Source organism: Pseudomonas sp. MWU16-30316 (assembly GCF_020515645.1).
Taxonomy (GTDB): Bacteria; Pseudomonadota; Gammaproteobacteria; order Pseudomonadales; family Pseudomonadaceae; genus Aquipseudomonas; species Aquipseudomonas cerasi.
On the sequence record NZ_JAIZAZ010000007.1, the window covers coordinates 155,480 to 178,815 of the forward strand.

A 23,336-nucleotide genomic window follows, 5' to 3' on the forward strand; every position below is an offset into this window, starting at 1 on the left:
GCAGGCGGACCGTCTGGGTCCGCCCGGTGAACGTCAGGTCAGACAGCGCCGACAGGCGAAGGCTCGTCCAGCCCCATGGCATGCAGGCGGGCGTAATAGCCGTTCTGCGCCAGCAGCTCAGAGTGCGTACCGCGCTCGACGATCTGCCCGGCATCCATGACCAGAATCAGGTCGGCCTTCTCGATGGTCGAAAGGCGGTGGGCGATGACCAGCGTGGTACGGCCCTTCATGACGTGATCCAGCGCCGCCTGAATGTGCCGTTCGGACTCGGTGTCCAGCGCCGAGGTGGCTTCGTCGAGAATCAGCAAAGGAGCGTTCTTGAGCAGCGCGCGGGCAATGGCCAGACGCTGGCGTTGACCGCCGGACAGCAGCACCCCGTTTTCGCCCACCTGGGTATCGAAACCCTGCGGCAACTGGTCGATGAATTCCTTGGCATACGCATCAGCGGCAGCCGCTTCGATGTCGGCACGCGGCGCGCCAGCCAGATCGCCGTAGGCAATGTTGTTGGCAATCGTGTCGTTGAACAGCGTGACGTTCTGATTGACCTGAGCAATGTGCCTGCGCAGGTTACGCAAGCGATAATCGTTGATTTCAACGCCATCGAGCAGGATGTTGCCCATGTCGTGCCCGTAGAAACGCGGGATCAGGTTGGCCAGGGTTGACTTGCCGCTGCCGGAACGCCCTACCAAGGCAATCATCTGCCCCGGCGCAGCGGAGAAACTGATGTCGTTCAACACCTGACGCGCAGTCTGCGGGTAGAAGAAGCTGAGGTTCTTCACCTCGAGGTGGCCGGTCACGCGATCACGCTCGATGGTGCCGGTATCGACTTCCTCTTCCACATCCAGCTGTTCGAAAATGCTCTCGGCACCAGCGACACCTTTCTGGATCGTCGAACTGACTTCCGACAGCTGACGAATCGGCTTGGGCAGCAGGCCCGCAGCGGTGATATAGGCAACCAGATCACCCGCAGTCGCGTCGCCACGCAGGAACAGCACCAGGAACATCAGCACCGCCATGGCGCTGTAGATCACCAGTTGCAGCATCGGCGTGTAGATGGCGCCGGTCTTGGTCATGCGCAGCTGCTTTTTGGTGTTGCTGTTGCTGGCCTGGGCAAAGCGCGCCTGCTCGTAGGACTCGCCACCGAAGCTGCGGACTACGCGATAGCCCTGAATGGTTTCCGAGGCAACATGCGTGACATCGCCCATCGCCACCTGGATCTTCTTGCTCTGCTTGCGGAATTTCTTGCTCGCGGTGCCGACCATGACGGCAATCAACGGCAGAATTGCGAGCATCACCAGCGTCAGCTTCCAGTTCATCATCAGCAGATAGATGAACAGGAACACCACGGTCAGGCCTTCGCGAATCACCACCTTGATGGCATCGGTGGCAGCGCCGGTCACCATCGTGACGTTGAAGGTGATGCGCGAGATCAGATGGCCGGAATTGGTCGTGTCGAAGTAGCGATTGGGCAGCACCAGCAGCTTGTTGAACAGCTCTACGCGCAAATCATGCACCAGCCCGAGGGAAACCTTGGCCAGGAAATAGTTGCCCAGAAACGAGCCCAGCCCCTGCCATGCGGCGATCAGCACGATCAGCAGCGGCACGGCCTGCAACAGCTGCAACTCGCGCAGATAAGGGACATTGGGAAACAGCACCGCTTCGGGATTGGTCAGACCGTCGACGAAATATTTCAGGATGCCGGCGAGCATCGGCTGGGTCGAGGCGAAGATCACGAAACCAATGATGCTGAGCAGGAAAATGCCCACATACGGACGCACATAAGACAACAGGCGGAAATAGATTTTCACGCTGGAGGTTGTGGACGATTCGGAGGTTGTCATGAGAATCCGTCGTGTTAAAAAGAGGCCGAATTGTATCACAGCAGTTTTCGCGGCTGCCTGCTGCGGTAACATAGGCGGCTCGTCCATTCCCCGGGGATTCTGATCGCTGCCTGAAGCCTGCACGTCTGGCTTCTGTATGACGACCAGGAACCCCTGGGGCGTAAAAACCGGAGTATCGATGCAAGCGTTTGACCACGCCCATTACCTTGAACTGGTTCAAGGTGCCGAAGTGCTTGAAGCCGACGGCACGGGCGACAAAGTACTCCGTCTGCGTGACGGCTCCATGTTGAAGTTGTTTCGGCGCAAACGCATTGTCAGCTCCGCAGCCTGGTACCCCTACGCGCAGCGCTTCGCAGACAACTGTGAAACGCTGATCAAACGCGGCATTCCCTGCCCGCGCATACGCTCGGTCAGCCGCATCGCCGAGATCGAGCGCGATGCCGTGCATTATGATCCGCTGGCTGGCTTCACCCTGCGTCAGCTGCTGGGCAGTGCGGTGGCCGACGACAAGCTGCGCAGGCAACTGGGAAGCTTCATTGCCGGGCTGCATGAAAAGGGCATCTACTTTCGCTCGGCCCATCTTGGCAACGTGATCCTCACGCCGGAAGGCAGCCTCGGCCTGATTGACATCGCCGACATGAAAACCTATCGCCGCGCCTTGCGCAAAAGCCTTCGCTTGCGCAACTTCAAACACATGCTGCGTTATCAGGAAGACCGCCAATGGCTGCTGGACAACGGCAACCCGGCTTTCCTCGATGGCTACATGAGCGCGCAGACCCTGTGCGACACCTCTGAACTGGCCCAGGCTGTTCAATAAACCTGCCCCATGAAAAATGGCCGCTTTCGAAGCGGCCATTTTTTGACGCTACTGCTGCTGCCTGAGCCGATGCGTCTGCACCACTCGCCCGAGCACCATGGTCGCCGGTAGCAGCACCAGCACCCAAAGCTCGTCTGGGTTGCCGACCAACTGGCCGCCGTCGAAGTTAAGCATGACCAGCGCACACACCAGGTAGAGACCCCAGGCATCGCCGTTGCGCACCGCGTCCCACAGTGTCATCGCCATCACGACCAGAAACATCACCAGCGAAGCGGCACCGGTATACAGCCCCAGCGACACGAAAATATTGTGCGGGTGCTGGATCGGTATGCCGCCCGTCAGGGTCTGGGTCGTGTAGAAATCGACACCACAGCCGAGCACCCAGCCGCAGCGACGCCATTCACCGGTCATGATTTCAAACAGCTCGATGCGGTAGGAATCCCCTCTGACCATCAGCAGGGCGACCCACTGTTCATCCTTGACGAACCAGAAGGCTGCCGCCGCCACGACGCCCAGCGCCAACAAGGCGACTATCGTGCGCAGCGGAAAACGGTACAGCGCATAGGCGGTGCAGACGGCGAACAGAACCGCGCAACCCACCAGCGCAGTGCGCGTCTGCACGACAAAGGCGGTTATCACCAGCGTGACAAGAAGGGCGCAGACGGCCTCGACCCAGCGCCGCTCTCTTGCCCACAGCGGCATGGCCAACGCCAGGCTGCAGACCAGCCAGGCACTGGCGTAGATCACGTTCTCCATTCGCCCCGGCAGAATCGCCACACGCTGGCCGAACTCGAACTGCCCGGTCACCCAGCTGTGAATGCTGCTGAGCAGGATGTACAGGCACAGCGCCCAGAACATGCTGCGCACGAATACACCGCGCCTGAAGAAACCGTTGTCGGTGATCCCGGCCACGATGAAGACAAACAGGCTGACGTAAATGATGTGCTTGTAATACTGGAACTCCTGCGCCTGCAGCGCGGGGACCAGAAAACAGGCCATGAACACCGCCCAGGCGATGCCCAGGGGCTTGGCAAACACGCCAGCGCCGCGGTACTTGATCAGGAAGAACAAGCCCGGCAGCGCCGTGAATGCATAAAACAGATTGTTGGTGATCTTGGCTGAGGGGTTGAGGATGAAACTCAGCAGGAAGATGACGATGGCAGCCGTAAAGTATTGCTGCACTTTGTTGCCGGGTACTCTTATCGGGTCAACTGACATTATTAAGCAACCAACCTGCTACTAGGCCAGCGAGCACTGCGACGATCAGCTTGATGCGATCCCGACGTTTGCGACGCTGTTTGTCAAGCCGCTCCTGCGGCACCTCCACGTGCTCACCAAACCCGGTGTGCAACACGGCATCATTTTCCAGAATCAGAGCGTAACGGTTTTGCGCGGCGAATAATTGTGAAAGTTTCTTCTCGCCACCGTGTTCGGCATAAGGCGCATGCTGCAGGTAATCAGCCAGGCGGCGCAGCCCCGGATTGAAGGAAAAACCCTGCCATTCCGGCTTATGCGAGCCCAGTTTGTAAAACGGGATACCCTCGACCACATCACGCTCGTTCAGGTAAACGTAAGGGCTGTGGATACGCAGATCATGATTGTAGCTGCGCAACCAGACCTGCAAGGCCTGAGGGTCGTGTTCCAGCAGCGTCATCGACTCTTCGATGAAGTGCGGACGGTAGAAATCCCAGTCGTCTTCGCAATGGAACACCCAGGACGTTTCGATCAGCGAATAGGCCGCATCGACAGAGCGCATCTGCCCCAGCTTGGGGTTGTTGATGATGAAGCGCGTATGCGGGTGCCAGTGCTCGGGAATGCACGCCTGGACCCGGGCATCGCCGGAATCTTCGGTAATCAGCACATGGCGTATGGGCGCAGTGTTGAAATGGTCGAACGTTTCCAGAGTGCGCTTCAACAGGTCGAATCGACCACAACTGGTGACAACCAGCGTAATGTCGCTGTTTTCGCTGAATACCATCATTCGTTCCCAATCATTGAATATTCATAATTCCCTACCATCCCAATCGTGACCGCAGGCGGTCGACCCAATTCGCCGCCGGCATGCTGCGCAGTGGCGCACGCATGGCGTCCACGATGGCTTTTCCAAGGGCATGGAATGTAAAGCGTTCCTCGACCAAAGTCTGCCCATTACGGGATATTTCACTGGCCAGTGTGACGTTATCGCGCAATTTCGCCAGCTTTTCGCGAAGTTCGGGAATGTCGCGATAGAGCACGATGTTGTGCATGTCAACAAAGCCCAGCGCGCGGTTTTCTTCAGCGCCCTGATCGAAGGCAAGCAGCACACAGCCGCATGCCATCGCCTCAAAATTCTTGATCATGTACTCGCCCATGCCCACGTCGGCACTGACGAAAAAACGGATGCGGTTCAGGGTGTCGCAATATTCTTCGCCGGATTTGGTCCGCGTGACGAGCAGATTCTCGACCTGGCCCAACTCGTCCAGCAACGCCTTGCGGCCGCTGTAGGCCACGCTGTTGGTGCTGCCCACGAAGGCCAGCTCAATGTCACGCTCGCGTGCCTGCAACTGCAGCAGGCTCTGGTCATAGCCCTTGGGCACGAACACCGCATCGAAGCCTTCCTGACGCAGACGCTCGCTGACCATGAACCCCGAACAGATCACCCGCGCCCAGGGCAGCTTGCGGTAGTGCGCGCTGAACTTGCCGGTGTATTTGCACGGAATGTAGTTCTGGTAGGCATCGTGTTCGAGGATGACCAGATTGGGAATCGTGCGGATAAACCCGACCTGACGCACTTCCTGCTTGAAACGCACGAAAAACACGATCCGGTCATAGCGGCTGACGTCCACCTCACGGCGGAAATAGCCACGCAGGTTGCGTTGCTCCGCAGAGCTCAGCCAGCGCACTTCGCATTCACAGTGTGCGGCGATGCCGTCATAGAGACGGTCCAGAATCGCACGCTGCTCTTTCTGGACCAGCAGTAGAACTTTCATGGTTTTCCTTGCAGTACTGCGCCTGCTGAATCAGAGATCACGGCTGCACCAGAACAACTCGTGTCGTCGCACCGCCTTGCGGAAGAATTCGTTTTCGCCCTCGGCCGGCCAGTGGCGACCGGCCAGAACGCGCTGCAGCGCACGGCGCACACGGCGCTTGAACGGCATCGGCGGCAGCAGGTCATGCATCATGCCCAACGCCATGGCCTTGTCGCGTTGCGCGGCGACCGACAATTGAAGGCTGTACGGCACCAGCGGCAGCGCGGCATCGAATACCGGTGGCAGGCTGATGCCGCTGTAGGCATCGCCCATCGGCCAACGGTCGTTGTCGTGCAGGTGGTTGGCATAACCGAGCACTACGTCCGGCTGCCATTCGAGCCCGAGCAGGGCTTCACGCACCGCAGCCTGGGCGCAGATGTGATCGGGATGGGGGTCGATGGCAGGATGCGGCATCACCACAACCTGCGGCCGGGCCTTGAGAATCAGCGCGCGCAGGTCGGCGAGCAGGTTGTTCCAGGTCGGCTGGCCGTCGTCGCCGGGCAGTGGCAGGGTATTGAATTGACGGAACAGGCGGGTATCGGTCAGATCCGCCTCCCGCGAGCCAATCGGCATATCCGGCGCAGCCTGCATGGCGGGCAGTTGCAGGCAGAAATAGCCCAATTGCACACACTGCGACTCGGGCACCCCGCCCCAGCGCGCCACGGCGATACTGTCCCAGGCCCGCAAGCGGCCCTTCATGCGCGCAGCTTCGGCGCGCTCCATGCCCATCTGCCGATAATGCTCGGCCTCGATCTCACCGGCGGTCAGCGTGATGATCCACGCCTCCTCGGCCTGGCTGTACAGTCCGAACGCGGCCAGTTCGGCATCATCGGCGTGCGGTGCGATGACCATGACACGCTGTTTTCGCGCATCCGGCTGGCGAAACAGCCAGAGCCGCGGCGTGCCGGCCAGACGGCAGCAACGCCCGCGCAGTTTCAGCACACCTGCGGCCAGCGGCTCGCCCAGCCCGGTCAGGTTCAGATAACGCACACCACTGACGCCGCGCTCGAACGCCTGCCGGTCGCTCAGGCCCTGACCTTGCAACTCGACCACCGGATCGAGAAAACGTCCGAGCCAGGTGCTTTTGACCGTCAGCGCCAGTACCAGCGTCTCGTCGCCATTCAGTTGCAAGGCGGGGTCGATCAGCAACGTGCCGTCGTCCAGGCGGACGCCCGGCACTTCGCTGTCGGCAGCAAAGGTGTACTGATAGTCGTCAGACGGCGAATAAAACAGATGATCGGCAAACCAGGCCTCATGAGCGACCCAGGCACACACAGCCAGCAGCGGCGCCAGCCACCAGGCCACCAGCACGCCGACCGCAATCAACAGGAACAGACCACCCAGCAACGCCAGCCGCTTGTTACGGCGATGGCGTTTGAGTAGTTGCTGCTTGCGACTCAAATCTGGAACACCGGAACGGGGTTGCACCATCGGTCCTTGTACTCACGGTCGGCACGACCGAAGGAAAAACGCAGTGATTTGCCCAGTGCGCGGGCGTTCTCCCAGGCGGACTGGGTATTGACGAAGCTCAGCACGCTGCCCGGGCTGAAGTCCCGGGTTTCGGGATCGACACCGCCGTTGACGTACTCGATGCTGACCCACTGCGGCGCTTCGACGCGATACACCAGTTGAATGGCAATCGGCGCATCGTTGAGAAACACCACCGAACCGATCAGCAGTTCGCGCAACAGCTCGATGACCTCGGCCTTGTGCCGGGCACCGGTCGCTTCGAAGCCCCAGCGACGCTGAAACAGATCGCAGTACATACTCGCCAGTTCGGTGCTGCTGAACTCGCTGACAGGCCTTACCGTACCGCCAGCTTCTTCGAGCAGGCGAAGCTCACGACGCTGGTTGTAACGAAATTTCTTGGACAGCTCTTCAGGCGTGCGCGCCATCGCCAGGGATTCGGCCTGTGGCTTGAAGGTACTGATGCGGCCTTCGTTGAGCGAAGACACATAGCGGGCCCGATGGCGGACCGGCACCTGGATATCATCGGCCACCGGCAGAATCAGCTCAGCATTCCCCAGGTCGAACAGCCCTTTTTTGCCATGGCGCTTGAGTTCGTCCTTGGACAGCGCCAGCGAGCGATCCCAGGTGGCGATCGCGGCCTTTACTTCACCGCCCTGCTCCCAGGCCAGATAACGCACAGCGATGCCGGAAAAGGCCGACAGGCGCGCAACCACCAACGGATGAGTGGCGACGCTTCCGCCAAACCGCTGCCAGGCCTGCTCGTAGGCAGCCGCATCGATCTGCACCCAGCCACGCTCGCGCCAGCCTTTGAATCGATTGAGCATCAGGCCCCCGCTGTCAGGCTGGAGACTTGTGGCAGACGCCAGAAAACATTACGCACAGCATGGTCGGAAAACCGCTCGCGCAAGCGCAACAGCATGCGCTCGGCACAGTCCTGACGTTGTTCGGCGTCGAGGCCGGCCATATGCACCAGGCCGTTTGCCAGGCTATGTACATCACCCAGCGGGAACAGCAGGCCGACGTCTTCGACCACTTCCCTGGCACCGCCGCATGAGGTTGCAACCAGCGGGACACCGGCGACCATCGCTTCCAGCAGGACCATGCCGAACGGTTCGTGGTCCGAGCTCAGGGCGAACACGTCGAATGCCTTGAAGTAGCGGCGCGCATCAGGCACTTGGCCGAGGAAAAGCACCTGCGGGCCGATGCCCAGCTCCAGCGCCAGGGCCTTGAGGCTTTCTTCCAGGCGACCCTTGCCGAGAATCACCAGTTGGCTGTTCTCGGGAAGATCGGGCAGCGCCTCGGCAAAACCGCGCAACAGCGTGGCCTGATCCTTGTCGGGATGCAGGCGACCGACATTGGCGACAATCCAGGCAGATGCCGACAGACCCAGCTCTGCGCGGGCATCTTCAGCGGAAAACTGACTGCCCTGCAGTTGCTCGACATCGATCCGGTTGTACAACGTCTGAATGCGCTCGGCCGGCCACTTGGGGAGGCTGCTGCGCATGTCGTCGCGGACCGCATCGGAAACACCGAGCAGGCTCAGGCGCTTGCGAAACAGGTTGGCGAACAGCTTGCGACTGCGCCGGTGGTAATCGCCGAACGCATGATGTACACCGATCACCGGCAACTTCGTCGCCAACAGTGCGATGTACACCGGCTTGAAGCGGTGCGCGATGCAAAAGCTGAACGAGCGCGTCGCGGCAATCTTGCGCAGGTCCCGAATGGCGCCCAGCTTCAGGCCACGAATGGCGCTGGAGCTGTATTCCATGAACAGCACTTCGTCCGAACCGCAGTCAGCGACGACATCCGGATCGGCGGCACCGGTCAGAAACACCGTCGTCACCCGATAGCCCTTGCCGGCGAACAGGCTGGCGTATTGCCGCGCGCAGTCCAGAAACGGCCCGTCATAGCCGTGACAGAACTGCAGTACGTGACGTTCAACCGAGCGTGTCATAAGCCTCGACGCCCTCTTTTACCACCAGGATGTCTTCCATGATCAGGTACTCGAGGTCCGAGCCGAAGAACATGTTCAGCGCATCGGTCGGCGAGCAGATCATCGGTTCGCCACGGCGGTTCAGCGAGGTGTTCAGGGACACGCCATTGCCGGTCAGGTTTTCCAGCGCTTTCATCATGTCGTAATAGCGCGGGTTGTATTCGCGCTTGAGCACCTGGGCTCGGGAGGTGCCGTCTTCATGGACGACTTCCGGAACGCGGGTTTTCCACTCTTCGGCCACTTCGAAGGTGAAGGTCATGAACGGTGCCGGGTGATCGATCTTGATCATCTGCGGGGCGACGGTGTCGAGCATCGACGGGCAGAAAGGCCTCCAGCGCTCACGGAACTTGATCTGATGGTTGATGCGGTCGGCCACGCCGGTGACGCTCGGGCAACCGATGATGGAACGACCGCCCAGTGCGCGCGGACCGAACTCCATGCGCCCCTGGAACCAGGCAACCGGGTTGCCCTTGACCATGATCTCGGCAATCCGCTCCGGCGTGTTGTCGATCTGGCGCCAGACCGGCTTGCTCGGGTGACGGGCACAGGCCGCGATTACATCTTCGTTGCTGTACGCAGGGCCGAGGTAGACGTGTTCCATCTTCTCGACCGGCACACCGCGGGCGTGCGATACGTAAGCCGCCGCGCCCACCGCCGTACCGGCATCGCCGGACGCAGGCTGCACGAACAGCTCTTTGACTTCAGGGCGGGCGATGATGCGCTGGTTCAATTTGACGTTCAGCGCACAGCCACCGGCGAAGGCGATCTTGCCGGTTTCCTTGAGGATGTCACCCAGGTAGTGATCCATCATCTGCAACGCGAGCTTTTCGAACAGTGCCTGCATGCTCGCGGCGTAGTGAATGTAAGGTTCGTCGGCCACGTCACCCACGCGTTTCGGGCCGAGCCATTCGATCAGCTTCGGCGAGAAGTAGAAGCCCTTGCCGTTCTCTTTGTAGCGACGCAGGCCGATGACGTTGGCCAGCTCGGTATTGATGACCAGCTCGCCATTCTCGAAGGTCGCCAGACGCGAAAAATCATACTTGCTGGCATCGCCGTACGGTGCCATGCCCATGACCTTGAATTCGCCGTCGAGCATCTCGAAACCGAGGAACTCGGTAATCGCGCCGTACAGGCCGCCCAGCGAGTCCGGATCGAAGAATTCCTTGATCTTGTGGATCTTGCCGTTTTCACCGTAGCCGAAGAAGGTCGTGGCGTACTCGCCCTTGCCGTCGATGCCCATGATCGCGGTTTTCTCGGTGAAACCGGAACAATGGTAGGCACTGGAAGCATGGGCCAGATGGTGCTCGACCGGCTCGATCTTGATCTTTTTCGGATCGAAGCCCAGTTGCTCGAGGCACCAGACAATCTTGTTGCGATAGCGCTTGTAACGGCGATTACCCATCAGCAGCGCATCGAGGGCGCGATCCGGCGCGTACCAGTAACGCTTGGCGTAGTGCCAGCGGGCCTTGCCGAACAGGCTGATCGGGGCGAACGGAATCGCGACCACGTCGACATCCGAAGGCTTGATGCCTGCCTGTTCCAGACAGAACTTCGCCGACTCGTAGGGCATGCGGTTCTTTGCGTGCTTGTCACGAACGAAGCGCTCTTCTTCGGCCGCTGCTATCAGCTTGCCGTCGATGTAAAGCGCTGCGGAAGGATCATGGCTAAGGGCGCCGGACAGGCCAAGGATCGTCAATGCCACTAGTGTCTAGCCTCTTTAGTCTGCATGCAGGCGCAGGGCGCCCGAGAAAAGGTGTGCCCCCGCACAGCGGGCTGAGGGCAGCTAAAGGGCGGGATTATAGCGTAATGACCAACGATTGGCTCGACGCGCTGAAATGTCACTGAAGGCGGCCCGCCAGACGGTGTACGAAACGTCTCTTTCGCCATGCTGCATATTTATCTACGGCGTTGCTGCCCGTTGCATCTGATTAATTGAGGCCTTTAGTCGCAGCCCCCGAGGCCGCCGATCAAACCTCAGCGCATTGCGCAATGGAAAGCCTGTCATGACACAAACACCACCCTCTCTGGATTTCAACCTTTCAACGCCGAGCCCTGTACCGACGACGCCCGGCGATACCTGGCCTGAAGCGTCCGCAGCGCTGAAAAGGCTCGACGGACTGCGCACCCTTCTGGCCAGGGAACTGGACGCGCTGCCCAGGGCCGGCGAGGCCTTGCTGAGCGCCCTCGACAACGATGACGTGTCCGAACGCGAACCGGAGATCGTCAGCCTGTTGCAGCAGATCGACGACTACTGGACGGCCCCGGGCGAAACCGGTGAAAGCCGCCGTGATCGCCTCTTGCCAGCCCTGCAAAGGGCTGTGTATGACGAAGTCCACGTCAGGATTCACGAGCGCGATTTCGACAGTGGCTACCTGGCCTGCCTGCCCGAGGCGCCCGAGCAGGCGCAAGGCCCGGCACTCGCCTGTTCGACCGTGTGGGTGCAGCTGCACGATGACGAACAGATTGAAATGGCCGGCGTGCTGGTGATTTCTCAAGGTCAGGGGCGCACACTATTGATGCTGCCAGGGCTTGGTATCACCGCTTTTGCCACGCCGCCCATGATGGCCAAAACCCTTGCGCAGTGGCTCAACACGCCAACACTGCGCGATGCGCTGTTCAGCAGCGCGGAACGACAGCATCAGGACCGGCTGGCCGAGATAGCTCAGGACGCCGACCTGTACCTGGAACCGTTCACGGCTGCCGATGTGCAATTGCAGCCCGTTACCACGGCACCGTTCCTTCACGCGTTCGACAGGCTGCTGAACAAACAACGCAACGACATCCGTTATGCCTGCGAACAGCACGGCACGGCGGATCGGCTCACGCGTCAGTCGCAAATCCAGCAGGCCATTGACATGCCAGGCCTGCTAGGCCCCGCTGCCATGCTCGAGCTGCGGGAACTGACCAACAGACAACGTCAGTACCAGCGCAACTTGCCCGAATGGATGAAGATCGCCAGCGAGGCTGACCTGCAGACCTATGCCCGGCACCTGCAACGCTACGACGCGGCGCATGCCGCAATGCTGAGTGTGCTGGGCAGCGCAGCGTCGCCGGAGCGGTTTGCCGAAATGCAGTTGCGCGCGCGCCTGGCCAATGACCTGGGCCATGATCTGGACCCTCGGGCCTTGATCATCGACACCCGTCGCACGCTGCCAGCGACGAGCGAGACCTACCACGTGACGCTGCCACTGACCGAACTGGCGCTCTATGGCCTGCATCCGGGCGACGAGACAGCAGGCTCGGACTTCCTCGACCAGACGGTTATTACCCTCGATGGCCAGCCGCTGGACGCTGCGTACTCGACATTGAGCCCGGCCTACCTTGCCGGGGTGATTGATGAACTCGACCTGCGCGCGGTGTTTGGCAATTTCCAGCGCGAGGCCTGTCAGCAGGAACACAACCAACGGATGCTGCGCGCACTGGCGCGGGTCCGAATGACCACGCTCGGCTGGGCGGCGAAGATGCAGGGGCATATCCAGCCCGATGATTTTGCCATTGTTGCAGCGCTGACCAGCACGGCGGCGAGTGCGCCTGATCCCACGGTGCGCGTGCAGCAGATCAAACTGAACGACCGTAACGTGATGGCCAGATTACTGGTGTTCCGCAAGCAGGATGCCCAAGGCCAGACGCAACGGCTGATCATGTTCGCCAGCGAGGCACCCGGGCAGCAGTATTTCAAGGCCTTCGACACCGACACCCAGCTGTTGCATGAGGTGGTCGGCTGGACCGCATCGCCCGCAATGATGGCCTGGCTGCTTGATCAGGTAGCGGTCGCAGCGCGTCCGGAACTGGCCGCGCAACTGACGGCCCTCAGCGAAAAACCCCAGCCCGCAAAGGACTTTCTGCAATTCATCGAGCACCCCGACTGCGAGACGGCACTGCGCAGTTTTACCGACGAGCAGACCCGCGTATTGCTCTCAGAGCAGGCCCGCCATACCCCGGACTGGTACCTGCGCGCCAGCCGTGCCCAGCGCCGGGAATTACTGGCCCTTGAACACGCCATCGATGGCGCGCTCGGCAACTATCAGGCCCAGCCGCACACCAGGGTTCAGTCGTTCCAGGATTACGTACACCAGCGTGCCAGCCAGCAGATCGGCAAACTGCTGGGGGTCCCTGCAGGTACGGTAGACCCTGACCTGATCGTGATCACCAGCGAGCGCGAAACGCTGACCTACACCGACATGCTGCTCAACGGCTACAACGACAGCATCGACCCCTTGCGCACGTCGGCAGCCACCGACGCCACGTTCAGCGGCCCGCCGGGTATCGACCTGAGCGCACTGTCACCTGCGGCGGTCGCAGGCTCGGTACGTGGCCAGTGGCTGGCCGACGAGTACATTGCGCTGATCAGAAACACCCTGCTGAACAGCGAAAACGATGGCTACGCCTACCGCCGCCAATGCAGCGTGATGATCACCCAACTGCAGATGAAGGCCGCTGCACTGCGCAGCCTTCTGAAAGGTCATATCGAGCCCACGCAGTATGTCTGGCTCAAGCAATCACTGGATAACGCGCACCTGAGCGACTCGGCTTCACGCGAGCGATACCCGCTCTATCCCCTGCAAATACATGTGGATAAACCGCTGATCGCCTCGGGCCTGACCGATGTCGATCAACTGGTTATCCCCGGCCCGCTGCTGACCCACATCGAAACCGTTCAGGGCTGCCTGGTCATTTTGCCGACGCAGATCCGACACGCCGCGCTGCTTTATACGCCGCAGGCACCTGACGGTATCGAATTCCGCCTGTTCAGCGACTTCGTGAGCTCGCTGGATAGCGAAGGGATGATCGATTACTACAAGGATCGCTGCCGCATCAAGGCACGCCGGACCCTGTCGTTCTTCCTGCGGGACATGCAGAAGGGCAATGCCAACAAGCCTCCGGTCATCCCCAAGGCATTTATCTCAGACGTTGCCGATACCTGTTTCAACCGGCCGCTGGAGCGCAGGTTGCGTGATGTGGAAGAAACCACCACGGGTCGCAACGACATGCTGGCGAAGCTGATCTGGGTCAGTGTCGAAATCATTGCCACGGCCCTGACCCTGCCCTTTCCGCCGGCAAGCTTTGCGGTGGGCAGCCTGATTTCATTGCATGACAGCGGGCAGGCACTGGTTGCGCTGAGCGCGGGCGACCGGGAGCGCGCCACGAGCTACATGCTGTCGGCACTGCTCAACGGCCTCGGTGCAGGCAGCGATTTGCTGGTGGGCCTGAAAGGACTTGGCGGTGTGTTGCATCAACTTGAGAGCGGTCAGCATTCGACCCCGGTGCTACGTTCGTTCCAGCGCCAGCCTTCTCTGCCGCGTTACGAGGATCTGTACCCGGTAGAGCTGCAAGAGCAGGTATTGCTGCTCGGCACGCCCAACGTCCACGGGCATGCTGCGGTTTTCCAAGCGTCCCCTGTCGCCTCGGCACCCCCGCGGGCAACCGGTCAGTTCGCTGCACGCGAACTCGGTGGCGCCTGGCAGCCACTTCTCCCCCTGCCCCCAGCAGCGCAGCGCGCACCATCCGGTTTGCGCCTCGACCTGGCCGTCGACATTTCGCTGGATAACGTGCCACGTATCGCCGATGGTCACGCAAAAGGCGTGCATGCGATCAATGGAAAACACTATATCCAGCTGTCAGACCGGGCCTTTGAGGTTCAATACGATGCACACGGGCGGTACTGGCAGATCATCGACCCGGCCAATCCGTTCGCCTTCTTCGGCAAACAGCCGGTTCGCCTGAATGACCAGGGCCTGTGGCAAGTCGTCCAACGGCAGCGCCTGGGCGGCGGCGGGCTGGACGGTCCGGGCACTTATCGCCCGCTGCCTGAGGAAGCCAGCGCAAGCTCAAGCTCGCTGAATATCCTGAGCGACTATCAGATGCCTGGCGGCATGCGCGCGCATCTGGATGTCGTCATCAGCAAGGAAGCCTTCGATCCGACCGGCGCAGGCCTGGAAGTCTATTTCGAAACGTATTTCACCGAGGTGCGCCGGGCCTTCACTGCACGTCGGGAAAAGCTTTATCAGGACGCCCAGGCCTTTTTTGCCCGATTCACGCCTCCACCCAGGCCGACCCTGCCCACCTATGAACTGCCCGGCAGTGTCGACACACTCATCAAGCACATCTTCAGTCACACTAACGGGCTGGTGTTCAGCGAAGCCCCGAAGTCGGTGGCCAGCAAGCGTCTGCTCCTGCTCAACATGCCCTTGCTCGCAGAGCAGCGTGTCGAGGTGCTGTACATCGAGCACCTGCTGATCGACAAACACCTTCGCAAGCTGGCCAGGTATCGCCAACTGGGTAAAAAGAGTCGCTCCGGCTCTCATGAACTCAAGTATTACCTGCAAGAGATCAATGGCGGCGCCCTGAACAACACAAGCACCGAATTCGATTACTACCACCTGATCAAGGCAGCCCACCGTTACGGGATCGAGGTGCGCCCGTTCAGTTCGTCGATCAGCTATCCGTTTCTCGGCCATACGGTGCTGAGCGCTGCCGATGACCCGGCAGCCGCCATGAAAATGAGCAATTTCTTCGGCCACAAGGTTATCAGCCACGACATCGAGCCGGCCTCTGCCAGACGCTGGGTAGCACTGCTCGACCGGAAGCTTGCCACGACGCACGATCAAGTGCCCGGCATCGCTGAAATGCAAGGGGCCGTCAGCGTGCATGTCCAGGACATCCCTGCCGGACGACCGACACGCATCAGGCAAAGCGCGGACCTGCTGCATGAAAACACGCCGACTCACTATGACTTCAGCATAGCGTTTGCCGACCCGACGCTGCCCGCCCAACCGCTTCCGCCTGCCACTGCGCTGGATGACATGCTGATCCGCGAGCTGGGCGACCCGGCCGCGATTGCCGGGGGTGAGCGCTGGACGGGTGATTACGGGTTTGTTCTGGACGAAAACGATACCTGGCTACGCGTGGAGCCCGATGACTGGAGCGTTGACAGGCCGATGACGGCCATCCAGCAATCGCTGACCGATGCCACCTACGAAATGCCGATGGAGACCAGAACAACGCTGCATGGCCTGGCGAACTTCGAAAAGAAGGGCCTTGATATGGAGTATTTTTTTGAAGACATCGAACTCGACACTGTGCGCAATACATTCGACCTGCGGCGCACGACGCTACGACAGGACGCCGCCCGGATCAGCGCGGCTCAACTGCCGCCTCGCCCGACGTTACCGGCGATCGAAGCGCAGACAAGCACTGCCGGACTGCTTGAAACCCTGTATCGCCATACCGAAGGCCTGGTTATTGGCGAGTCACACTCTTCGCTCGCCAGCAAAAAGCTGATCATCGACAACCTGCCGCTGCTGTCGCAGCAGAACGTCAAAACGCTGTACATGGAGCACCTGCTGAGCGATCTGCATCAGGCGGATCTGGATCATTTCCTTGAAACGGGGCAGATGAGTAAAACCTTGCTGCATGACCTGAAAACCCTGGACCGCGGGTATCACACCGATCCGGCCGGGATCTACACCTTCGAACGGCTGATCATCAGGGCACGGCAGCAAGGTCTGGAGATTCGCGCCATCGATTGCGCAAGCAGTTACCACCTCAAAGGCATCGCCTATCAAGAGTCCATTACCCGCCAGCAGATGATGAATTACTTTGCCTCGCGCACGATCCGCAGGCATCAGGACGTGATGGGCTCGCATAAATGGATCGCGCTGGTGGGCAACAGCCACTCCAATACCTATCAGGGCGTCGTGCCTGGCATTGCCGAACTGGAAGGCGGGATCGGCCTGCGGGTCGTCGATGTAGCTCCGGGGCATTCGAGGGGAATAACGCTGGATCCGGGGGAGCTCGTCTCGGGTGGCATAGCGGATGAAAAGGTCTACATCAAAGCTGATTATCGGGTGGAGATGGAAGTACTGCGCTCACAGCCGGTCAGGCTGCCAAGCATCGAGAAACGCCTTTCCAGGCCTGGAATGTTTCTGATACAGGAGGGTGAAGGCAATCTGCAAACCATCGTCCATCGCGCACGCGACACCTGGATTCACCATACACCGGTGCTGCGCAATGCCGAAGGCAAACTGTACATCGAACGTCTGCGCTGGCCGCGTATCCACCTCAAACCCTTCGACGACATCGATGCACTGGTGGCAGCACTCGAAGCAATGAACCTCACACGCATCACCTGAGGATGCCGATGCTCCGCGTCACACAGAGGACACGGAGCGTCCGGAACTGCATGCCAACGCGGAGCATTGGCACGATAATCTGCACCTACCGGTGAGCGCTCTGCGCTGGCACGAGAATCAGCTGGGCTCAGTCTGTCACAAGCTTCGGCAAGCGCTGTTCCAGCAACTGGTGCAGCGCGCTCTGCGTCGGCCAGTTGCGCATGAAGCGGGCCCGGTCTCGGGCGTAGGCCGCGGCGAATGACGATTGCGAGCTGTGCTGCTGCATGGCGTCAAGGTCGATCATTGCCCAGCGATCGATGTGCCAGAACAGGTTATGCCCCTTGAAATCGCCATGGCTGATACGCGCCTGGATAAGCTGCGCGAAAAGCCGGTCAAGCGCCAACAGTTCGACCTCTGGCGCATACCCGTTTTCCACATAGGGAGCGAAGCGTTCGATGATGTCCGGTCCATCGATGAACTCGGTCACCAGCCAGGCCTTGCTGCGTAAGCCGAGAAAGCGCTTTTCCTGCACTGCCAGCGGTTTGGGTGTGGCAATGCCGAGGAACATCAGCCGGTTGCCTTCGCGCCATGAATGCCAGGCTCGGCTGGGGCGCCAGAAGCGCTTGAGCCAGTGACTGAAATTCTTGATGTTGTAGCGTTTGATGACCAGCTGACGACCATTGACCTCAACCCGCCCGACACTCGCCGCGCCACCGGTCTTGTACAGATGCCCCTTGTCGAGCAAGGCATCCGCCTGACTCAGCACCGGCAGCATCGCAGGCTCTTCCTCGCGGCGAATGGCGCGGAACACCGAAGCGCTGTCCTCGACACTGAACAGACTGCAGTCGCGCACGGTCTTGCTCATGAAGTCCTTGAGCCGCCAGCTGCGCACCTTGTCGATCTGCTTTTGCAGCGCTTCCATCGGCAAACCATGCTCGGCATTGCTCAACAGGTAATGCACCAGCAGCTCTTCGGTGAAAGGTTCGAAAGACCTGGGCAACTGGGCAAAGAACACACCGAGGTTTTCCAGCACTTTTTGCCGGGACAACGGCGTGCCAGCCTGTTCAGCACGAATCCCGGCGCCATCGATCAAATACAGCTGCCCGTTGTGGCGCAGCAGGTTGTCCAGGTGCAGGTCTTCCTGCCACAGGCCTTTAGCGTGCTGCCGGGCAATGGCCGACAGCGCGTCGCCGAGCACCGCTTGCTGCTCGTCTGCCAGCGGTGGCAGGTGCTGAACAGCGTTCCAGGCATCGCCCAGGCTCGGTGCCTGTTCCAGAAACTCGAACAACAGCCAGCCACCCTCGCCGTCCTGCAAACCGTCGGCCAGCAGCAGTGGTGTGGTCAGGCCCTGTTCGGCAAGCAGCCGTACCCCGGCCAGCTCACGCTGAAAGTGTCGGGCCGCCTTGTCGCCCACCAGCAATTTTGCCAGCACCGTTCGGCCTCGCCAGACACCGGCCCCGACATAGCGCTGCCCCGGCAATACGCGCAGCAGGGTCAGCAATTGCAGTTCAGCCGGTCCGGCAGCATCGGCCAGCGTCAGGCTCATCGGCAACTCGGGGGTACGTCCAGCGGTCTTGAGTTCAGACAAACGCATCAACGGGTCTCTTTATCATCGCGGTGTTGAATGTCTCGTTTGTGAGCGCCGCGCTTGCCCAGACGCGCACTCCAGGCGTCAACCAGCAGGCTGTTCGGCGTAGCTTGCAGATAAGCCGCCAGCAGCTCGCGCCGATCCGCGTCATTCCACATCGGCGCGCGGCGCAGCAGCGGTTCGAGGTCGCGGGCAAGGTCACGCTTGCCGAAGATCACCGGGCGGGTTTTTTCCAGGTCGATCAATTGCGCCTGATACCCCGTACCGGCTGCCTGAAGAAAAATATGCTTGGGATAGAAGCAGCCATGCACCTGTCCGGCGCCGTGCAGCGTGCGCGCCAGCTGCCCGCAGGCGTGCAGTATTGCCAGACGCTGAGCGGCCTCCATCTGGTTCCACTGCTGCAACAGTTCGTCGAGATCGGTCCAGCCGTCCAGCGCACGCGTCATCAGGATCGCCCGGCGCTCGCCGTCGACCTTGCGCTCGCCATAGAACACCGCTTGCAGTGCCGGAATCCCCAGCTTGCGATAGCGACTGATGTTACGAAACTCGCGCGAGAACGACGGTTCGCCAAACGGATGATGCAACGTGTGAGTCAGGTAATTGCTCTGACGCTTGAGGTAAAAACCCTGACCGTCCAGATCGAGGCGGAACACACTGCTCCAGCCGCCGCGCCCGGTATTGGGCTCATCGACCGCATCGAGTCTGATGTTCCAAAGCGATTCAAAATCAGCCAGGTTGTGACGCGCCAGTAAAGGCTGGTCGGCACTGGCAATAAAAACGCTCATTCACGGCCCTCGAAAAAGCTGACGATATGTCGGATACGTTTTTTGTCGGAGGCGTTCAAACGCGTTCGCTGGCGGTATTGCAGGTAGAAGCGCAGGCGCTGGGTGGCCGACAAGTGATACTTGGCGACCTTGTCCAGGCAGGCCAGATCCTTGGTGATCCGATAGCGCAGCATGAAGCTCCACCAGAATGCGCCGTTGGGGCAATCGATGAAAAACAGCTTGCCTTCGTTATCGACCAACAGGTTGCGCCATTTCAAATCATTATGTGTGAAATGGTTGTCGTGCATGATCCGGGTGAAGGCAGCCAGCTGGCGGCTGATCGCGTCGACCCAATGGCGGTCGGTCAGTCGCGGATCCTTGCGTTGCGCCAGTGCCGACAAGTCTTCGGTGTTCGGCAAGCCACGCGTGATCAGTGCGCCGCGATCATACGCCGCGCCGTTGCGCTCCAGCCCCCAGGCCACCACCTCTGCAGTCGGGATGCCCCATTTGGCGAAGCGCTTGAGGTTCTGCCATTCGGACTTGACCCTCGGCCTGCCCATATAACGGCGCAGGCCCTTGCCCGCACCCACGTAGCGCTTGACGTAGTAGTAGACACCGGCGCGCTCGACGCGGATGACGTCGGACAGCGGGTCGCGGGTCAACTGCTGGCCCTGCAGGGCAAACACGGCGTCCAGGCTACCGAATTCCGGCTCCAGGAAAGCGTACTCGGGCTCGAGCTTCCAGCCCGCCATCAGAGTGCATCTCCGTAGCGCACTTTGCGCTGATACAACTTGTCGGCTTTTTTATCCAGCCAGGTCAGCAATGCCGCTTCCTTGAGCAGGATTTCGCGCAACGGCTTCTGGAAATAGCCCTGGAGAAAACGCAGTTTGTCGCGGCGGGTCAGGCCAATGTCCAGCGCCGAAAAGTACAGCGCGGCCAGGTCCTTGTTACGCCAGCGCGGCGTGATCGCACGGCGGGTCTGGGCACGGTGCAGGTCGATGACCGACAGTTTGAAATCGTCAGCGGTCACCGGCTTGTCGGTGTGCAACAGAAAATGGCAGATGTAGCAGTCGCGATGATTGACGCCTGCGCGGTGCATCATGCCGACCATGCGGGCGACTTCGGTAATGAAGGCTCTCTTCAGACGCGGCTCGGGCGGCTCGTTGCGCCAGTTGAGGCTGACATCTTCGAGGCTGGTGGTCGGTGCCAGTTCTTCGGTGACGATGAACGAGTGCTGCGCGGCGGGGTTGCTGCCACGTTCACCATAGGCCACGGCCGTCATGGTCGGGACGCCGACTTCATGCAGACGCTCGATGGCGTCCCACTCCTTGCCCGCGCCAAGTACCGGCAGCTTGGCGGTTGCCAGGTTCTTGGCGATCTCGCCCCAGCCAATGCCGCGGTGGATCTTGACGAAGTAACCGCGCCCGTCGACCTCGGTGCGCAGCGTGCGGCGCCCTTCCAGTTCACGGTAGACCTCGCCGCTCAGGCCTTCGACCTCGACGAACGCATCGCGCCCCGCCCACAGGCTCTTGAACGGCTCAGCAAGGAACAGCTTCATCAATAGTGCTCCGCCAGAATCACATCCGCAGCGTGTTGCGGCATGCTGTAAAGGTCCGCCGTGTCGGCAAAGGTCAGGCCATTGCGCGACCACGCGCTGCGTGCGGCATCGTCCTCAAGCATGTCCGACAGGTAGCGATTGAGCTGCGCCTGCTCGAACGGCTCGTCCAGCACCCGCCCGCAATCTGCCTCGGCTATATAGTGAGCGTAACCACAGACCGCGCTGACCAGGACCGGCAAACCGGCAACCAGCGCTTCGAGCAGCACGGTCCCGGTGTTTTCGTTGTAGGCCGGATGAATCAGCAGGTCGGCGCCCAGCAGAAAACGCGGAATATCGCTGCGCCCTTTCATGAAGGTAACCTGATCACCCAGGCCGAGCGCCGCGCTCTGCAATTGGAATACTTTGGGGTCGTCCTGACCGATTACAAACAGCCGCGTGCGTTTCTTGAGCTCGGCGGGCAGAGCCGCGAGTGCCTTCAGGCTGCGATCCACGCCCTTGGTCTTGAAACCGGAGCCGATCTGCACCAATAGCAGGTCATCGTCGGCCAGGCCGAATTCCTTGCGAAAGCCTGCACGAATGTCAGGGGCATCCGGCGGCGCGCGGCGATCCTGGGAAATCCCCGGCGGCAGCAAATGGAAGCGCGACGGCGGGGTGTCGTAATGCTTGATGAACAGCGGCTGCTGCACTTCGGAAATCATCAACACCTGAGTTTTCGAGTCTTTGGCGAACACCGCGCGCTCGTAGTCAGCAAAGTGGCGATAACGGCCCCACTTGCGATACAGCGGGCTGCGCAGGTTCTGCGCCTTGTCCTCGAAGCAGCCGTCGGCGGCGTAATACACATCCAGACCGGGCATCTTGTTGAAACCGATCAGGCGGTCCACCGGGCGTTTGGCCAGGTCCGCCTCCATCCAGGCGCTGAGCTTTTCATTGCGCCGATGATTGAAGAACGCCTTGACCGGCGCCACCAGTACCTCGAAACCGGGTGGCACATCGCCTTCCCAGATCAGGGTATACACACGGATCTGATGGCCGCGCTGCTGGCACTCCAGCGCGATGCGCATGAAGTCGCGTTGCAGGCCGCCGAACGGGAAGTATTTGTAGAGTACAAAAGCCAGTTGCATCAGCCAGGTTCCTTTGCCAGCAACAGCGCGCCCAATTGGCTCGCTACTCGCTCGGGATTCAAGCGAGTGAAGCACATCGGCCACTCGCGCTTAAGGTCGAACCGGCGCTGATCGTCGGCGGTCGGTTGGTACGTGCATTTCTTTTGCAGGCACGGCGTGCAGCCCGGGTAGTCGCTGGCCAGATGCACCTGCGACTTGCCGTAGGCCCCGGTCAGGCCCGGATTGGTCGGGCCGAACAGGGAAATGGTCGGCACATCCAGTGCAGCGGCCAGGTGCCCGATGCCGGTGTCTACCGCGACGCACGCCTGCGCGCTGGCCAGCACCCGCGCAACGCCTGCCAGATTGAGCTTTGGCAGCACGTGAGCACTGCTCAGCCCCTCGGCAATGCGCTCGGCGCGGGCCTTCTCTGCCGGGTTGCCCCACGGCAACTGCACTTGCAGGCCGCGTGCTGCCATCAATTCGGCCAGCTGTCGCCAGTACAGCTCAGGCCAGTGCTTGGTGTCCCAGGTCGTGCCATGCAGGAACAGCACGAACGGGGCCTGCAAATTGTCATCCAGAGTCGCCAGGGGCTTGAGACCGTAATCGCCCATGCCGGACGGCTGTGAATAACCCAGTGCCTGAGCGAACAACTGGCGCAACCGTTCGACCGCATGTTGCCCGCGTGCCACTGGAAAAGCGCGATCATAAAAGCGACTGGCGACCGGCTCGCGTGCCGAATCGCGGTCCAGACCGGCCACCGGTGCATCGACATAGCGTGTCAGCCAGGCACTTTTGAACAGGCCCTGCGCATCGATCACCAGATCGTAGCGCTGTTCGCGCACCTGCTGTTTGAAGCGCCGCCATTCCCCGGACCTGAAGGTTTGCCAGAGGTGCTTGCGCCAGCGGCGAATCGCCACCGGGATCACCCTGTCGACCGCCGGATGCCAGGCGGGAATCTCCGCGAAGCCCTCCTCGACCACCCAGTCGAAGCGAATGCCGGGCAGCGCACGCGCCGCATCGGTCAGCGCGGGCAAGGCATGAATCACATCACCCAGTGAAGACGTCTTGATCAGCAGTACCCGCAAA

At 60.7% G+C, this 23,336-nt stretch carries 16 protein-coding genes; 2 read left to right on the forward strand and 14 right to left on the reverse strand.

Features of this window, described 5'->3' with window-relative positions:
- Positions 1-38 precede the first annotated feature (38 nt).
- Positions 39-1,841 carry a lipid A export permease/ATP-binding protein MsbA gene (gene msbA, locus LCH65_RS21020; RefSeq protein WP_003431965.1) on the reverse strand — a complete coding sequence of 601 codons (1,803 nt, stop codon included), beginning with the start codon at positions 1,839-1,841 and terminating at the stop codon, positions 39-41.
- A gap of 178 nt (positions 1,842-2,019) precedes the next feature.
- Here msbA and LCH65_RS21025 point away from each other — a divergent pair, with 178 nt between their 5' ends.
- Complete coding sequence (locus LCH65_RS21025) at positions 2,020-2,658, forward strand: hypothetical protein (RefSeq protein WP_003366239.1); 639 nt, start codon at positions 2,020-2,022, stop codon at positions 2,656-2,658.
- A gap of 48 nt (positions 2,659-2,706) precedes the next feature.
- Here LCH65_RS21025 and LCH65_RS21030 read toward each other — a convergent pair whose 3' ends face one another.
- From LCH65_RS21030 to LCH65_RS21060, 7 genes are read right to left on the reverse strand one after another with little or no spacing between them, the layout of a single operon-like run.
- Positions 2,707-3,876, reverse strand: coding sequence for a hypothetical protein (locus tag LCH65_RS21030; RefSeq protein WP_074806773.1), 1,170 nt, complete (start codon positions 3,874-3,876; stop codon positions 2,707-2,709).
- Positions 3,866-4,639 carry a glycosyltransferase family 2 protein gene (locus LCH65_RS21035; protein ID WP_074806771.1) on the reverse strand — a complete coding sequence of 258 codons (774 nt, stop codon included), beginning with the start codon at positions 4,637-4,639 and terminating at the stop codon, positions 3,866-3,868. The genes LCH65_RS21030 and LCH65_RS21035 overlap by 11 nt, the downstream gene beginning before the upstream one ends.
- Before the next feature lie 31 nt (positions 4,640-4,670).
- A complete protein-coding gene (locus LCH65_RS21040) occupies positions 4,671-5,627 on the reverse strand; it encodes a glycosyltransferase (protein ID WP_226439766.1) in 957 nt (318 codons plus the stop codon).
- Positions 5,628-5,657: 30 nt separating this feature from the next.
- Positions 5,658-7,067, reverse strand: coding sequence for a PIG-L family deacetylase (locus LCH65_RS21045; protein WP_226439767.1), 1,410 nt, complete (start codon positions 7,065-7,067; stop codon positions 5,658-5,660).
- The gene (locus tag LCH65_RS21050; protein WP_024663062.1) at positions 7,064-7,960 is read right to left on the reverse strand and encodes an antimicrobial resistance protein Mig-14; all 897 of its coding nucleotides are present in this window, start codon (positions 7,958-7,960) and stop codon (positions 7,064-7,066) included. The genes LCH65_RS21045 and LCH65_RS21050 overlap by 4 nt, the downstream gene beginning before the upstream one ends.
- Entirely contained in the window at positions 7,960-9,090 is a 1,131-nt protein-coding gene (locus LCH65_RS21055) for a glycosyltransferase (protein ID WP_003366226.1), read from the reverse strand. The genes LCH65_RS21050 and LCH65_RS21055 overlap by 1 nt, the downstream gene beginning before the upstream one ends.
- On the reverse strand, positions 9,074-10,831 hold the full coding sequence (locus LCH65_RS21060) for a carbamoyltransferase (RefSeq protein WP_003431977.1): 1,758 nt from the start codon (positions 10,829-10,831) through the stop codon (positions 9,074-9,076). Before LCH65_RS21060 ends, LCH65_RS21055 begins: the two co-directional genes overlap by 17 nt.
- A gap of 301 nt (positions 10,832-11,132) precedes the next feature.
- Here LCH65_RS21060 and LCH65_RS21065 point away from each other — a divergent pair, with 301 nt between their 5' ends.
- Complete coding sequence (locus LCH65_RS21065; RefSeq protein ID WP_226439768.1) at positions 11,133-17,261, forward strand: membrane-targeted effector domain-containing toxin; 6,129 nt, start codon at positions 11,133-11,135, stop codon at positions 17,259-17,261.
- Positions 17,262-17,388: 127 nt separating this feature from the next.
- On the opposite strand, the gene LCH65_RS21070 is transcribed toward LCH65_RS21065, so the two are convergent.
- Genes LCH65_RS21070 through waaC form a run of 6 tightly spaced genes read right to left on the reverse strand, consistent with a single transcriptional unit; the run spans position 17,389 to position 23,335 of the window.
- Positions 17,389-18,834: a lipopolysaccharide kinase InaA family protein gene (locus LCH65_RS21070; RefSeq protein WP_003366222.1), complete on the reverse strand. Its 1,446-nt coding sequence runs from the start codon at positions 18,832-18,834 to the stop codon at positions 17,389-17,391.
- Positions 18,834-19,613 (reverse strand): lipopolysaccharide kinase InaA family protein, encoded by a 780-nt coding sequence (locus LCH65_RS21075; protein WP_060708593.1) that lies wholly within the window; start codon positions 19,611-19,613, stop codon positions 18,834-18,836. Before LCH65_RS21075 ends, LCH65_RS21070 begins: the two co-directional genes overlap by 1 nt.
- On the reverse strand, positions 19,610-20,344 hold the full coding sequence (locus LCH65_RS21080) for a lipopolysaccharide kinase InaA family protein (RefSeq protein WP_003431987.1): 735 nt from the start codon (positions 20,342-20,344) through the stop codon (positions 19,610-19,612). Before LCH65_RS21080 ends, LCH65_RS21075 begins: the two co-directional genes overlap by 4 nt.
- Entirely contained in the window at positions 20,344-21,150 is an 807-nt protein-coding gene (rfaP, locus tag LCH65_RS21085) for a lipopolysaccharide core heptose(I) kinase RfaP (protein ID WP_003431990.1), read from the reverse strand. The genes LCH65_RS21080 and rfaP overlap by 1 nt, the downstream gene beginning before the upstream one ends.
- Positions 21,150-22,271 (reverse strand): glycosyltransferase family 4 protein, encoded by a 1,122-nt coding sequence (locus tag LCH65_RS21090; RefSeq protein ID WP_003366217.1) that lies wholly within the window; start codon positions 22,269-22,271, stop codon positions 21,150-21,152. Before LCH65_RS21090 ends, rfaP begins: the two co-directional genes overlap by 1 nt.
- Positions 22,271-23,335 carry a lipopolysaccharide heptosyltransferase I gene (gene waaC / locus LCH65_RS21095; RefSeq protein WP_003366216.1) on the reverse strand — a complete coding sequence of 355 codons (1,065 nt, stop codon included), beginning with the start codon at positions 23,333-23,335 and terminating at the stop codon, positions 22,271-22,273. Before waaC ends, LCH65_RS21090 begins: the two co-directional genes overlap by 1 nt.
- Position 23,336 lies beyond the last annotated feature (1 nt).

Coding starts and splice junctions, on each gene's coding strand:
- LCH65_RS21050 (WP_024663062.1), bottom strand. CDS start 7,960: ATGCTCAATCGATTCAAAGGCTGGCGCGAGCGTGGCTGGGTGCAGATC.
- LCH65_RS21080 (WP_003431987.1), bottom strand. CDS start 20,344: ATGGCGGGCTGGAAGCTCGAGCCCGAGTACGCTTTCCTGGAGCCGGAA.
- rfaP (WP_003431990.1), bottom strand. CDS start 21,150: ATGAAGCTGTTCCTTGCTGAGCCGTTCAAGAGCCTGTGGGCGGGGCGC.
- LCH65_RS21035 (WP_074806771.1), bottom strand. CDS start 4,639: ATGATGGTATTCAGCGAAAACAGCGACATTACGCTGGTTGTCACCAGT.
- LCH65_RS21075 (WP_060708593.1), bottom strand. CDS start 19,613: ATGAGCGTTTTTATTGCCAGTGCCGACCAGCCTTTACTGGCGCGTCAC.
- LCH65_RS21055 (WP_003366226.1), bottom strand. CDS start 9,090: ATGACACGCTCGGTTGAACGTCACGTACTGCAGTTCTGTCACGGCTAT.
- LCH65_RS21090 (WP_003366217.1), bottom strand. CDS start 22,271: ATGCAACTGGCTTTTGTACTCTACAAATACTTCCCGTTCGGCGGCCTG.
- msbA (WP_003431965.1), bottom strand. CDS start 1,841: ATGACAACCTCCGAATCGTCCACAACCTCCAGCGTGAAAATCTATTTC.
- LCH65_RS21030 (WP_074806773.1), bottom strand. CDS start 3,876: ATGTCAGTTGACCCGATAAGAGTACCCGGCAACAAAGTGCAGCAATAC.
- LCH65_RS21065 (WP_226439768.1), top strand. CDS start 11,133: ATGACACAAACACCACCCTCTCTGGATTTCAACCTTTCAACGCCGAGC.
- LCH65_RS21025 (WP_003366239.1), top strand. CDS start 2,020: ATGCAAGCGTTTGACCACGCCCATTACCTTGAACTGGTTCAAGGTGCC.
- LCH65_RS21040 (WP_226439766.1), bottom strand. CDS start 5,627: ATGAAAGTTCTACTGCTGGTCCAGAAAGAGCAGCGTGCGATTCTGGAC.
- LCH65_RS21070 (WP_003366222.1), bottom strand. CDS start 18,834: ATGCGTTTGTCTGAACTCAAGACCGCTGGACGTACCCCCGAGTTGCCG.